Source organism: Bacillus sp. FDAARGOS_527, from assembly GCF_003812125.1.
In the GTDB taxonomy this organism is placed as follows: Bacteria; Bacillota; Bacilli; order Bacillales; family Bacillaceae_G; genus Bacillus_A; species Bacillus_A paranthracis.
Genome location: NZ_CP033795.1, coordinates 4,129,287 through 4,143,257 on the forward strand (window position 1 = coordinate 4,129,287; position 13,971 = coordinate 4,143,257).

General features: G+C 33.5%; 13 protein-coding genes. 1 reads left to right on the plus strand and 12 read right to left on the minus strand.

The window, feature by feature from the left end; genetic code table 11:
• Positions 1-150 precede the first annotated feature (150 nt).
• The 12 genes from EGX95_RS24265 to EGX95_RS24320 all read right to left on the minus strand — a co-directional run bounded on the left by EGX95_RS24265 (position 151) and on the right by EGX95_RS24320 (position 12,311).
• The gene (locus tag EGX95_RS24265) at positions 151-903 is read right to left on the minus strand and encodes an iron ABC transporter ATP-binding protein (RefSeq protein ID WP_000590066.1); all 753 of its coding nucleotides are present in this window, start codon (positions 901-903) and stop codon (positions 151-153) included.
• The gene (locus EGX95_RS24270) at positions 900-1,964 is read right to left on the minus strand and encodes an iron chelate uptake ABC transporter family permease subunit (protein WP_000631129.1); all 1,065 of its coding nucleotides are present in this window, start codon (positions 1,962-1,964) and stop codon (positions 900-902) included. The genes EGX95_RS24265 and EGX95_RS24270 overlap by 4 nt, the downstream gene beginning before the upstream one ends.
• Complete coding sequence (locus EGX95_RS24275) at positions 1,961-2,977, minus strand: ABC transporter permease (protein WP_000041830.1); 1,017 nt, start codon at positions 2,975-2,977, stop codon at positions 1,961-1,963. Before EGX95_RS24275 ends, EGX95_RS24270 begins: the two co-directional genes overlap by 4 nt.
• Positions 2,978-2,996: 19 nt before the next feature.
• Positions 2,997-4,010, minus strand: a complete 1,014-nt coding sequence (locus EGX95_RS24280) for a siderophore ABC transporter substrate-binding protein (protein WP_000753432.1) — start codon at positions 4,008-4,010, stop codon at positions 2,997-2,999.
• 346 nt (positions 4,011-4,356) lie between these two features.
• Positions 4,357-5,034: a response regulator transcription factor gene (locus EGX95_RS24285; protein WP_001250236.1), complete on the minus strand. Its 678-nt coding sequence runs from the start codon at positions 5,032-5,034 to the stop codon at positions 4,357-4,359.
• A 577-nt stretch (positions 5,035-5,611) separates the two neighbouring features.
• The gene (locus EGX95_RS24290; protein WP_000576402.1) at positions 5,612-7,465 is read right to left on the minus strand and encodes an FtsX-like permease family protein; all 1,854 of its coding nucleotides are present in this window, start codon (positions 7,463-7,465) and stop codon (positions 5,612-5,614) included.
• Positions 7,466-7,480: 15 nt separating this feature from the next.
• On the minus strand, positions 7,481-8,242 hold the full coding sequence (locus EGX95_RS24295; RefSeq protein ID WP_000047325.1) for an ABC transporter ATP-binding protein: 762 nt from the start codon (positions 8,240-8,242) through the stop codon (positions 7,481-7,483).
• Positions 8,243-8,284: 42 nt separating this feature from the next.
• Positions 8,285-8,644, minus strand: coding sequence for a YxeA family protein (locus tag EGX95_RS24300; RefSeq protein WP_000709439.1), 360 nt, complete (start codon positions 8,642-8,644; stop codon positions 8,285-8,287).
• 251 nt (positions 8,645-8,895) lie between these two features.
• Positions 8,896-10,404, minus strand: a complete 1,509-nt coding sequence (locus EGX95_RS24305; protein ID WP_000718089.1) for a sensor histidine kinase — start codon at positions 10,402-10,404, stop codon at positions 8,896-8,898.
• Positions 10,388-11,092 carry a response regulator transcription factor gene (locus tag EGX95_RS24310; protein WP_000032498.1) on the minus strand — a complete coding sequence of 235 codons (705 nt, stop codon included), beginning with the start codon at positions 11,090-11,092 and terminating at the stop codon, positions 10,388-10,390. The genes EGX95_RS24305 and EGX95_RS24310 overlap by 17 nt, the downstream gene beginning before the upstream one ends.
• 41 nt (positions 11,093-11,133) lie before the next feature.
• Complete coding sequence (locus tag EGX95_RS24315) at positions 11,134-11,733, minus strand: DedA family protein (RefSeq protein WP_000418900.1); 600 nt, start codon at positions 11,731-11,733, stop codon at positions 11,134-11,136.
• Positions 11,733-12,311 carry a class I SAM-dependent methyltransferase gene (locus tag EGX95_RS24320; RefSeq protein WP_001159674.1) on the minus strand — a complete coding sequence of 193 codons (579 nt, stop codon included), beginning with the start codon at positions 12,309-12,311 and terminating at the stop codon, positions 11,733-11,735. The genes EGX95_RS24315 and EGX95_RS24320 overlap by 1 nt, the downstream gene beginning before the upstream one ends.
• 511 nt (positions 12,312-12,822) lie before the next feature.
• On the opposite strand from EGX95_RS24320, the gene EGX95_RS24325 reads away from it, so the two are divergent.
• Complete coding sequence (locus tag EGX95_RS24325; protein WP_000459140.1) at positions 12,823-13,719, plus strand: exosporium leader peptide-containing protein; 897 nt, start codon at positions 12,823-12,825, stop codon at positions 13,717-13,719.
• Positions 13,720-13,971 lie beyond the last annotated feature (252 nt).

Here is a 13,971-nt window from a genome sequence, read left to right on the forward strand (position 1 = left end):
AGCATAATGTTACTCCTCTCTTTTGATTACGACATTTTAAAAACGAGAGAATCACATTCACCTTATGTAAAATAACTTTTTTATAAATGCAATCGCAAAAAAACTGCTGCCTACAAAATATAGACAGCAGCTACAGTATACATTTTATAACTAATAAACAGCAATCGGCCCATAAGGACCTTTAATAATCTCTATTTTTGTTTCAAAAATATCTGTCAAAAGTGTTGAGTCCATAACTTCTTCTACTGTTCCAAAAGCAGCAATTTGTCCATCTTTCATCGCACAAATTTTATCAGAGTATTTAGCTGCAAAATTTATGTCATGCATAACAGTCAAAATTGTTCTTCCAAATTCATTAGCCGCACGTCTCAAATGCTCCATCATTTGAACAGATCGAGCAACATCAAGGTTATTTAGCGGCTCATCCAAAAGTACATATTCAGTCTCTTGGCACAATACCATCGCTACATATGCCCTTTGTCTTTGACCACCAGAAAGCTCATCTAAATATCTATTCTCTAAATTCGTTAAATCTAGGAAGTCGATATATTTAGAAATTATAACTTCATCCTCTTTCGTTAATCTTCCTTTTGAATAAGGAAAGCGCCCAAATCCAACTAATTGTCTAACAGTAAGCCTCGTTACAAAATGATTTTCTTGTCGCAATATAGTCAAAACTTTTGCTAAGTCTTTTGATTTGGATTCAGAAACATCCATATTTGCTACTTGGATTTGACCTTCATCCATATCTAAAAGTCTTCCTATCATCAAAAGTGTCGTAGACTTTCCAGCACCATTTGGTCCAATTAAAGAAGTAAAGCCCGCTTTTGGTATTTCAATATCCAAAGGTCCTATTTTTACCTTATCAGTATAGAACTTTTTAACATTATCAATTTTTATCATAAAGCCCTCTTCCTTAAAACTATAGTTAAGAATATAATTCCACCAAATAATTCAATAATAACTGAAACTACACCTTGAGCATGGAATACATGATACATTAAAAAGTATGCGCTCGTCATTATTAAAAATCCGATTGCAAAAGCCATTGGGAAAATATATCTGTGATCATACGTCGATGCCGCCTGATAACTCAAAGTTGCTACTAAAAATCCATAGAAAGTAAGTGGCCCAATTAGAGCTGTTGAAATAGACATTAAAATAGCTACTAATACAAGCGTATAAATTACACTAGGTTGATATTTAACTCCAAAAGAAGTAGCAACATCCTTTCCTAGCGACAAAACATTCAAATTCTTAGAATGAGCAAAAATTAATACTGCTACAATTATGATCATCGGAATTACAATAGGAAAATAGGCAGGATCTGCATGATTAACAGAGCCAAATAATTTCGCTTGCAAAATATCAAACTCTGAAGGCGCTAGTAGTTTTCTCATGAAAGTTGACATAGAATTTAGTCCAGTGCCAATGATAATCCCAACTAAAAGCATAAGTTGTAAATTCCCGTATTTACCGGAAAGTAGCCATCCATAAAGTATCAAACTCATGAGGACCATAACAACGACTTGAAATAAAAATGATCCAATTCCATTAAAATTGATCAATGCACTAGCACCAAAGAAAAATATTGTGCTCGTATGAATTGCTGAATACAGTGATTCGAAACCTAAAAGCGAAGGAGTAATAATCTTATTATTCGTAATGGATTGGAAAGCAACTGTCGACAAGCTATGGCAAACAGCTGCAATAATCATTGCAACAATAGCTACAATCCTTCTCTTAACAACTGGGATAAAAGAAGGTGAATCTATCGGAACTGGATTGTTATACACTAAAAGTCCATATGAAGAAAGGAGGCCTAAAGCAATCAATGTTATCAGTACAATCCAATAACGTCTTGCTTCCTTCTTAGAACGAAAAGCGCTAGCTGATCTACTTTCATTATGAAGGCTAGAATCGACTTCGACATTTTCTTTATTTCTATAATCTAATGTGATCATCGTAGCCTCCTTGGTTTTCTTTTTCTCAATAAAATAGTAATAAACACGACTGCTCCTACTGATGCAAGTATTAAAGAAACAGGTAATTCAAAAGGCTTTATAATTGTTCGAGAAATGATATCACAGGCAGTTATTGTCCCCATTCCGATCAGACACACCCAAGGTAAATTACTTCTAAGATCATCACCTCTAAACATGGAAACAATATTTGGAACAATTAACCCTAAGAAAGGTAAATTTCCAATAACAGCTGCAACAATTCCAACGGCAAAAGAAATAAGGGCCGTTCCAAAAAGAACAATTCGGTTGTAATTAACTCCAAGGCTTGTTGCAACATCTTCTCCTAGTCCAGCTAAAGTCAATCTATTCGCATACATAAAAATAAGCAAAGTAACGATAACAATCAGCCATAAATATTCGTATCTTCCCACCTGAATGTTAGCAAATGAACCTACAAACCAAGTTTCAATACTTTGCGTCATTTGAAAAAGGAGTCCCAAAAAAGTAGACACTGCAGAAATAACTGCTCCAAGCATCAATCCAATAATCGGGACAATTAAAGACGAACGGAGCTTAACTCTTCTTAAAAATAGAAAGAAAATCATAGTTCCTATAAAAGAAAAAATGATTGCACCAGTCATTCTTTGAACTAAAGTTGGGGCAGGAAATAGTAAATACACAAAAAGCAGGCCTAAGCCTGACCATTCAATAGTCCCCGTTGTAGTAGGTTCAACAAATCGATTTTGTGTAATAAGTTGCATGACGAGCCCTGCCATCGCCATTGCAGCTCCAGTAAGCATTAATGCAACTGTTCTCGGAACACGAGTGATGAAAAACATCTCCATTCCGTCCTCTTGTCCACGTATATCATAAACGCCAGTAAACAGTGATATAATCCCTAAAATTATAACAACTATAATCGCTATTATAAAAGATTTTGTCCATAATTTATTGTGATTATAAAACTGGGGTTGAGAAATATTCTCAACCCTAGAAATTATATTTTTTGACACTGCTTCGTACTCCTTTACACTACTTAGCTAAAGTTTTTGCAAGATTTCCAAATAACTCTATATAAGTTTGAATTGATTCATTTGTGTAAGTATCTGCTGGTGCATAAATAACTTGTTTTTTAGAAACAGCAGTTGTGTTTTGAAGAGCTGGTGATTTAGAAATAACATCCTGAGCAGGAGCTGACTTAGCTGCATCAGATGTTGCAGCATCACGATCTAATACGAACAGCCAATCAGGATTTGTTTGTGCAATAGCTTCAACAGAAACGTCGTCACCTTTATGACCTGCAGTAGAATTAGAAACTTCTAATGCTGGAGTCCAACCGAAAATTTCATACATTGGTCCCCAAACACGGCCAGAGTGCGGCGCAGCAAAACCGATATTACCACCAGTAACGATAACACTCATAACTTTATCTTTTCCATTATAAGCAGATTTTGCATTTTCAATAGATTTATCAAAATCAGCTACTAATTTTTTAGCTTCTTTCTCTTTATCAAAGATTTTTCCTAAAGTAACAGTAGAATCCTTAAGTCCTTTTACTAAGTTTTCTCCAGGCTTAGTAGCCTTCTCAGAAACATCAACATTAAGATCAATAACTGCTGCATTTGGTACTAATTTTTTGATTTCTTCGTAATGGCTAGCAAATCTTTGACCAACAATTACAAGGTCAGGGTTTGCAGCGGCAATAATTTCAAGATTTGGCTCACGGTGATTCCCAATATTTTGAACTTTTTCATCCTTTTTATATGCTGAATCAGCAGGCATGATATCCTTTGGAGCAGCCGCTAATTTAATTCCCCAATCAGCTAAAGTTTCAAACGTTCTATTATCTAAAGCAACTACATTCTTTGGATTTACAGGAACAGTAACTTTTCCATGCGCATCAGTGATTTCAACCGTTTTTGGCTTATCACTACCATTATCTTTAGTAGCCTTCGAAGTTTCTTTACCTGAATCTGAGCAAGCTACTAACATTAAAGTGAAAATTGCTAGAATACTTACTAATTTTAAAAGCATAGTTTTTTTCATACGTATACTCCTTATTATGTAATTTATTTCGAAAATGATGACTTCCAAAGATTGAATTAGATAATAACTGCTATTCACCTAAATCAATATTGATAATCATTTTCATTTGAATATCCTGTAAATAAGTATAGTCATTAATTATGTGAAAATCTTGTGAATGGTGTGAGTTAATAAAATTAAAAATAAATTTGATACAGTCTCAACTAATGCGCAGCAGATCCATCCCCCACACCTTATAAAACATGGTTTCTACTGCAAAAAAATGACTATTTCCTGATAGCAATCTTCTTTTTATAGTTTCTGTCTTTTCATATTTCACAGAAACTACTTTATGATCTTATTTTTATCATTCAACCATTGAATAGCCTCTGCCATGTATTGTTTGAATATATCTATTTTTCTTCTCACACTTTAACTTTTTTCTTACATACCCAATATATAAGTCTACTACATTTGGATTTACGACTACGTTATGTCCCCAAACTTGGTTCAAAAGCATTTCACGGCTCAATATTGTATTTTTATTCTTGATTAAAAATACAAGTAAATCGTACTCACGCTTCGTAAGCGAGAGATTTTTACCACCTTTTTTCACAATATTGCTAGATGCATCAACAAAGAGATCTTTAAACTGATAAAAGGTTATCTCATTTTGCTGGTTACAGTTACTTCTCCTTAAAATAGCTTGCACCCTTGCTACTAATTCTTCTTTCGCAAATGGTTTTCTTATATAATCATCAGCTCCAGCTTGTAACCCTGCTACGCAATCCTTGCTAGAAATATTGTCGGTCACAATAATGATGGGTGTCATTTTAACAAGTCGTATTTTCCTGCAAATTTCCGGTCCAGATATGCTTAATGAATCCCAATCTAATATAATAATATCCCAATCTTGTTCATATGCTATATTTAAACCTTCGTTTTCATTGTGAAGTTTTAAAATGAAATGGCCTTCTTCCTTTAAACCGCTTACGATTTTCTTTGCTAAAGACCGTTCATTTTTAATTACTAACACCTGCCTCACCGATGGTTCACCTCTACTTCAATATAACTTAGTTACATAAAAAATTATTTAAGATTTATAAATATTAAACCCCTAAAAAATCCATTAAAACAGCTTATTAGGAGAACTCTATATAATCTTACAATAGGTATAGATAGAAACACAAAACATATTAAGATTTGAATAAATTGATTTTATTGATAAAAACTCACCAATCGGGCGTTTACGATCAGCTATAGTATCTACCTGCTTATCATCCATAACCATTTCTTCATTTTCTATTTCAAGAAACCAGCCCCATTGCAGAAAACTAAAAAACAAACATTTGACTGGGTGGTGCAAAAGAAAAATCAACCGTAATTTTCTCTAAACTAATTGGGAAAGAATATAAAAATATATCTGTTGCGTAGTGAGATACACGTTTTTCTACTTCTAAAAACAAAAAGAACTATAACCTCACCAACCTGGCAAAGTTATAGTTCATATCATACAAAATGTAACTCTACCCAAAAGTTACCACAAGTACAATAAAACAATACTGTTATTCTGTCACCTCCAACCATAAAAATACCGAGTAGGATATACTCGGTATTTTTTACTATCGTTCTTTCGGAAGAACAATTCCTTTATATAATTGAACTGTTACAAAATAGTAAATGGAATAAATAACTACAAAAATCAGAATTGGTAACCAAATACGGAAATATGGATCGATTAATATAAATCCTAAAATTTTCATACCTAGTAGAACATGTACAATTCCTACTATAGCTGGGAACAAGAATACAAAGAATAACTCTTTATAGATAGACTTTGTTAATAATTCATGGCGAACACCAATTTTACGTAGCATTTCATAGCGCACAATGTCTTTTGAAGCACCGGAAAGTATCTTAAACATTAAACAACTTGCCATCATCGCAAGGAAAGCAATACCTAAGAAGAAGCCCATAAATATCGTTCCGCTAGCACTAGCATTTACTATATTATACATTTGATATTTACTAAATATATCCTCAAGTTTGACGTTTTTATATTTAACTAGCTGCAACTCGTCAATTTTTTTCCATTTGTCTAAATATGATTCAAAATCATCCGTCTTTCCAATTAACACTATGTTTTCTTTTTCTTGTATTTTATCGTACATTTTTTTATCTACTATTTTTTGTATTTTGTCATTATAACCTAAATAACTTGGATAAATGCTATATAAGGCTTGATTCCACTCATCTGGAATGATACTTATATTCTCTTTATTTTCTACAGCGTATTTGGGAATTGCTCCTACGGGAAGATTTTGAGAAACTCGTTTTACTTTCCCTCTATCTTCTTTTTTATTTCCAAGATTCACAAGTGGACTTTTTTTCTCTAGATCTTCTTTTAAACTATATATATATTTCTCATCCACTTTATAACGATATTCATTCTTTTCATTAAATGTAATACCATCTACAATTTTCTTTTCTTCTGTTGTTGGATTATGAATGACTACATCGTATATCACAATATCATCAGTTGATTTCATTATATTATTTTTGAACGCCATTCCACCTGAAATTGCTCCGGCACCAAGTGCTACTAACATTGCTACTGTCGCAAGTACCTTCGTTAAACTGTTAATACGGAAGTTTAATTGAGCAAATGTAAAAGCATTAAGGCCTTTTTCACTATAATTTTTATTGCTTTTCAACTTCTTAATAATAAGCGGAAGAACAGAAGCAAATAACATATACGTTCCTGCGGTAGTTGTTAACATTGCAATCATAAAGCCTTGCTCTTCAAGTTTATTTATATAAATCATGGAAGCATAGCCCGCTCCTAATAAAAGAACAGCAAAAAATGAAATTACCCAAGTCCACTTTCCATTGCTTATTGTACGTTCTGCTGAAGCGTCTGCATGTACAAGTTGCAGAACAGAAGTTCTTGATAATTTCACACTATTCATAATGGCAGATAGTACGAATATCACCAAGAAAAACATAAAGGTAACTAACATCGATGGTAGGTAAAACGCTTGATAACCATCTATAGTGAAATCTAATTGCTTCATAAGGAGCTTACCTACCCCTTGCGAAAACCCTATTCCTACTGTTAGTCCAATTACTAAGGATACTGCGCCGATTACAATTGTTTCCAGAAACATAAGCGTTGTAACCTTATGCTTTTTTGCCCCTAACATCATATACATCCCAAATTCTTTTTGGCGAAGAGACATTAAAAAAGAATTTGCATATAGAACATAAAAGAATGTAATGATTGCTAATAGGACTGTGCCAGTTTGGAAAACAGGCTCAATTGACCGAAAAGAAGTACTTGCTTTAACAAATGCCTTATTTAAAGCTAACGTTTGAAACATGTAAAAAATTGAAATTGACATAACAAGACCAACTAATAAGACAATATAATCTTTTAGTTTACTTTTTAATCCTGACATAGAAAGTTTAAATATCATAATGTAGTTCCTTTCTTATTCTTTAGATGTACCAAAATCCGCCAGTACATCTAAAATTTCTTTATAAAATGATTCTCGTGTACTATTACGATGAATCTCTTTGTACAACTTACCGTCTTGAATAAATAATATACGCTGGCAATAACTCGCACTATATGCATCATGAGTAACCATCATAATGGAAACATCTTGTTTTTCGTTTAAATTTTTCATTGCTTCTAAAAGACTTGTTGCATTTTTTGAATCAAGCGCTCCTGTCGGCTCGTCCCCTAATATAATTGCTGGTTCATGCACAAGTGCACGTGCTGCTGCCGAACGTTGCTTTTGTCCACCAGATACTTCAGATGGATACTTTCGAAGAATTTCTGTAATCCCTAACATTCCCGCTACTTTTTCTACTTTTGGTCCAATCTTTTTAGAAGCAATACCTTGTAATGAAAGTGGCAATGCAATATTTTCATAAATTGATAGATTTTCGAGCAAGTTAAAATCTTGAAAAATAAAACCTAATTTTTGAGAACGGAAATCTGAAAGTTCTCCTTGTTTCATTTTTGTGATATCGATACCAGCAATCTCAATAATACCTCCAGTTGCTGCATCTAACGTTGAAATTACATTTAATAATGTTGTTTTTCCTGATCCGGATGGTCCCATGATTCCAACAAATTCACCTTCTTGAATCGAGAACGATACATCTCGTAAAGCATGCGACTGATTCTCGCCTTTTTTACCGTACACTTTTTGAACATTTTTTACGTTTACAACTGATTTGCTCATTATATTCTCCTACCTTTTCTTTTTACTTGAAATATCCATTATTTATTGTTTTAGTTTTTCCTTTGCTTTTTCAGGAACTTTTTCTTCTTGTACTTCTTCGTATTTATAAACATACTTTCCTTTTACATGAACTTTTAAATAGTTATCTGGAAACTCATCTTTTCCATTAACACCCACTTTAATTGTGTTCTCATTACCTGATTCATCAACCCCGTTTAACACATAATAGAATCTTCTACCCTCGTGTTCAGGATCAGGTTTCGCTTTACCTTCTGTATGAACGTATACATCTTTTTCTTTTACCAGTGGATTAAATCTATCTATTGTCTCTCCACCTACATAAGTTAATAATCCACCTCCTACAACAATTAATCCTGAAACTGCAATCAATGCTTTTTTCATTTTCTTTTCCACCTTTTTTCTTATTTGATTTATTTTGTTATCATCTATTCTTTTAGAATGAATATACTCTCTAACACATTTTTTAGTATAAAGAGTGTTTCTTAACAAAAAGTGAGATAGTTTCTTAAGTTTTTCTTAACAAAAAATTTCACATTAAAAAAAAGAACTCTTTTTATAAGAGTTCTTTTTTTGCAATACAAGTACATATTTAATTTGTTTCGGCTATCTTGAATAATAATAGAAATACGCTGTTAATCTGCAGCAATAGGTAGCGAAATAATAAATTGTACCAGTCCATCTTCATATTTTGCTCGAATATCTCCACCTTGCATATCAACTATGCTTTTAGCAATCGCTAGTCCCAGGCCAGACCCCTCCGCGACTCTACTTCTTGACTGATCCTTTTTATAAAAGCGTTCAAATAAATGTTCCAGCTCTTTTTTTGTAAATTCTTCACTTGGATTTTTCACAGAAATTTGAATGGTTTCTTTTTGTCGTTGTAGAGAAACTTTAATTTCTCCTTCATCCTTACTGTATTTAATTGCATTCATTAATAAATTATCAAATACACGAACAATTTTCTCCGGATCAACTACAGCATGTATTCGTTCTTCTGGAAACTCTTTCGTAATTGAAAGACCATGTTCTTCAGCTTGGGGAACCAACTCTTCAATTAATTGATCTAACATTTCATTGATACATATCTCTTGTTTTTCTAGCACAATATTCTCATTCGTTAATTTTGTATACTCAAATAAATCTTCTATTAAATTTTTGAGTTGTTCAGATTTTGAAAAAGCAATTTTTATATACTCGTCATATTGTTCCCTGTTTTCATACTTTGCATCTTGTAATAAACGTAAATATCCCATGATAGAAGTAAGCGGTGTGCGTAAATCATGCGAGACATTTGTAATCAATTCATTTTTTTGTCGTTCAATTTCTCTCTCTTTTTCTATATTCACCATAAGTCCTTTGGCCATTTGATTAATATTTTTTGTTAACAAAGCCATTTCGTCTTGTCCCTTCTCTTCAATTCGATATGCTAAGTTTCCTTTTGCAATTTCATTTACGCCTTGTACCATTACTTCAATCTCTTTCATTTTTTTCTTAGTCATATAAAAGAAAGAAAAAATAAATACAATAACTCCTAAAAGTGTTGGGAAAACTCCCTCTTTTATATCATAAGTAATAGATCCTTCTGGGATTCCGCTTACAAACATATATAAATTTTTACCTTCAACCGTTATTGGATAAAAGGTGAGGAACTCTTTACGCATTTCCTCTTTATTTGAAGCATCTTTATTAAATCTAACTTGATTTACTGCAAAATTCATTACATTGCTAATTGTATTATGCAAATTAATTTCTACTTCTTGTGCTTGCTTCGTTTTATATAAAACCTTTCCAGTTTCATCTGTAATCAATACTTTTAAAGCAGTTGTATCCTCTTCAGCCTTACTATTAATTATTTCTTGTAGGCTATTTATTTTATTCTCGCTTATTGCTTTTTCTGCAATTTGCTTTGCTTGAAAGTTAATAATCTTCATACCAGTACTGTAGTCAACATAAGCTGTTGAATTTACTCCTTCAGCAAGTGGAGCTGCGGCCCTTGATACAACAAACCCTAGTAATGCACAGAGAAAAAAGGTTGTAATGAGCTGTATTCTAATACTTTTTAAAATATAACATTGCAATTTTTTAAACATCCTTTTAATTTTATTATTCAAAGGATGAAATAATTTAAATATCTTTTTCAATTTTATATCCTACTCCCCAAACAGTTTTAACGTACCGAGGTTTTCTCGGGTTTTCTTCAATTTTTTCACGTATTTTCCGAATATGTACCATCACGGTATTATCAGATTGAAAAGCTTCCTCTTTCCACACTCTTTCATAAATTTGTTCTGCACTCATTACCATTCCTTGATTGCGAGCAAGTAATTCTAAAATAGCAAACTCCCTCGGCGTTAATTTTACTACTTGATCAGCGATAGTTACTTTATGTGTCGTTACATTGATTTTCATATCTCCAATTTCAACTTCGTTTTCATTTTGTACGCTTATTCCACCATTCATTTTCATGTATCTTCTAAGCTGTGACTTAATTCGAGCAATGAGTTCTAATGGATTAAAAGGCTTTGTAACATAGTCATCTGCACCTGTTGTTAGTCCTAAAATTTTATCCATATCTTGCGTTTTTGCAGATAACATAATAATAGGCATTTCTGCTATTTCTCTCACCTTCATACACATGTGGATGCCATCAATTTTGGGCATCATAATATCAAGGACAATTAAGTGCACCTCGTTTTTCTTTAGTAGTTCTAACCCTTCTTCTCCATCTTCAGCTTGCAAGACCCTATATCCCTCATTTTTTAAATAGATGGCGATGAGTTCTCGAATCTCCTTCTCATCATCCACTACCATTATTGTTTCTTTACTCATAAAATCTCCTCCGATGTAAATTCCAAAACTTATGCTTTTCTCTATTTACTTACCGTAGTACTTCGTTTTTGTATATATACATACCAAATACAAGCAACGATAAGGACAATACCCCCAAAATAAATACCATATTCTGTCGTAATTTCTACAATTGTTTCTATATGATTTCCAAATAAGGAACCAAGTAAAAAATAAACAAGTGTCCACACAAAACCCGTTGTATATGAATATAGAGCATATTTTCTATAGGACATGTTGTTCATGCCTACTAAGTAAGGGATAATGTGTCTAACGACAGGTATAAAGTAGCTGGTTACTAATGCATAATGTCCGTATTTATCAATCATTTTTTGTGATTGTAGCAAATACTTTGCCTTTTTCTTTTTCATTAATTTATCAAGTACCTTGGTACCAAATACTTTGCCCAATAGATAACCTAAAGAAAGTCCAGAGACAACTCCTAAATAAGTTAACAAAAAGGCTGGAATTACACTTAATATACCCACTGATGATACAAAACCACCGCTCATAACAATCATTTCATCTGGAATTGGCATACCGACAATACCGAGCCATAAACAGAAGAATAAAGCGGTGTAACCATACTGCTCAATATAAGACAATAATTCATGTAATTCCATTATGCATATGCTCCCCTCACCGATTTTTTACAACTAAAGACATAGGCTGGTGGGAAGTTAAACCAAACTTTTTTTAATTGGATATCTGGAAAAAAGGCTTCAATAAATCCTTTTTTGACCAGTGAATATTGAAAGGTAATAAACTTTCCATTCTCACGTAACGACTCCATCACGTTATTTAAAATACGTGATGATTCTTCTTTTGGCAAGGAAGTGAAAGGTAATCCTGATAATACATAATCCACACCGTTTATTTGTAACTCTTCCACATACTTTTGAATATTTTCAGCTGATCCATGTATGACTACGATACTTGCATCATCCTCATATTGCTTCTGTAACTTTTTGAAAAAAACTTCATTAATTTCAATTAGAATAAATGTTGTTCTTTTCTTTTTCCTCTTCATAATCTCTTTCGTAAAAGATCCTGTTCCTGGCCCTAATTCTACAATACATTTTGCCACGTCAAAATCGATTGCATCTACCATTGCTTTTGCTAATATATTAGAGCTTGGTGCAATTGCCCCTGTGTTTTTCGGATGTTTTATAAATTCACTTAAAAATGTAATAAATTGCATCTCTATCTCCTCGTTCATTTGATTTGGTGTGAAGTAGATTTCAGTATAAATTTTAATTCTTAACAAATATCGAGGAGGATTCTTAAGTTTTTCTTATTTTTTTAATTTGTACTAAAAAAAGCATTCATCTAATTAATAGATGAATGCAAAAAGGAAAATGTAAACATATAAACTACAACTCTTACAGTAGTTCTTATTTAAGTACAAGAAAACAGTTAGTTCGTTGACAAATTGTGCTTAAACGAACAATTTGCTTTATTTGACAAGGTAATCCATTGCCCATCAACTCATGGATATAAAATCGCTTTATTTGATAGGCATGTTGTGAAATGCTCACAAGAACAAGCTTTATTAAAAGTCTATATACCTCTTTCAAATGGGTGCACTCTTTGCTTCAGAACCAGATTTACTATTGATACAGAAATACTATCATTGAATCATCATGAAACACACAATAGTAAAGATATAGCATATTATATGGTAATAAAGTATATCTGTAGGAGGTAGTTTCGTGTTTGATGAAAACAAAATACTTCAAGCTAATATATTTAATTCAAATTTAATTGGCCCTACACTTCCACCAATTCCACCATTTACTCTACCAACAGGCCCAACGGGAGAGACAGGCCCAACTGGGGCAACAGGCTCAACTGGGGCAACAGGCTCAACTGGAGCAACAGGTACAACTGGGGCAACAGGCTCAACTGGGGCAACAGGCTCAACTGGAGCAACAGGCTCAACTGGGGCAACAGGCTCAACTGGAGCAACAGGCTCAACTGGGGCAACAGGCTCAACTGGAGCAACAGGCTCAACTGGAGCAACAGGTCCAACTGGGGCAACAGGCTCAACTGGAGCAACAGGTCCAACTGGGGCAACAGGTCCAACTGGGGCAACAGGCTCAACTGGGGCAACAGGCTCAACTGAAGGTTGCCTTTGTGATTGCTGTGTTTTACCTATGCAGAATGTGTTACAACAACTTATTGGGGAAACTGTGATTCTTGGCACTATTGCAGACGCACCCAACGTTCCCCCTCTTTTCTTTTTATTTACTATCACTTCCGTAAATGATTTTTTAGTTACAGTTACAGATGGTACCACATCCTTTGTGGTCAATATTTCTGATGTAACAGGTGTAGGATTTTTACCACCAGGGCCATCTATAACATTACTTCCGCCTGTAGACTCAGGATGCGAGTGTGATTGTCGTGAACGACCAATTAGAGAATTACTAGATACGCTTATTGGTTCTACAGTGAATCTTTTAGCAAGTACTGGTTCTACTGCAGCAAGTTTTAACGTGGAACAAACAGGTCTTGGTATAGTTCTAGGTACTTTACCTATAAGTCCAACTACAATCGTTAGATTTGCTATTTCAACCTGCAAAATTACAGCTGTGAACATTCTCTAAAATCTAGAGATGTATAGTGAAAATGGAAGCAAATACTCATCAGGTTAAAATTTTATTACACCCCCAGAACGAAATTTTTAGGCTTTCTTATAACGAAAAAGCTTATTTCTCGTTTTGGGGCTTGATGGATGGGTGGTGCTACCCATTCTAGTGAAGGTCCTTGCGTGAACCTACTTACACAGGTCTTTACGTACTCAAAAAAACAGTCTATTGAAATAGTCCGTTCTTAGGTAAACGATATAATTTTAGATT

Coding starts and splice junctions, on each gene's coding strand:
- EGX95_RS24290 (WP_000576402.1), bottom strand. CDS start 7,465: ATGATATTTAAACTTTCTATGTCAGGATTAAAAAGTAAACTAAAAGAT.
- EGX95_RS24320 (WP_001159674.1), bottom strand. CDS start 12,311: ATGCAATTTATTACATTTTTAAGTGAATTTATAAAACATCCGAAAAAC.
- EGX95_RS24310 (WP_000032498.1), bottom strand. CDS start 11,092: ATGAGTAAAGAAACAATAATGGTAGTGGATGATGAGAAGGAGATTCGA.
- EGX95_RS24295 (WP_000047325.1), bottom strand. CDS start 8,242: ATGAGCAAATCAGTTGTAAACGTAAAAAATGTTCAAAAAGTGTACGGT.
- EGX95_RS24300 (WP_000709439.1), bottom strand. CDS start 8,644: ATGAAAAAAGCATTGATTGCAGTTTCAGGATTAATTGTTGTAGGAGGT.
- EGX95_RS24315 (WP_000418900.1), bottom strand. CDS start 11,733: ATGGAATTACATGAATTATTGTCTTATATTGAGCAGTATGGTTACACC.
- EGX95_RS24270 (WP_000631129.1), bottom strand. CDS start 1,964: ATGATCACATTAGATTATAGAAATAAAGAAAATGTCGAAGTCGATTCT.
- EGX95_RS24280 (WP_000753432.1), bottom strand. CDS start 4,010: ATGAAAAAAACTATGCTTTTAAAATTAGTAAGTATTCTAGCAATTTTC.
- EGX95_RS24265 (WP_000590066.1), bottom strand. CDS start 903: ATGATAAAAATTGATAATGTTAAAAAGTTCTATACTGATAAGGTAAAA.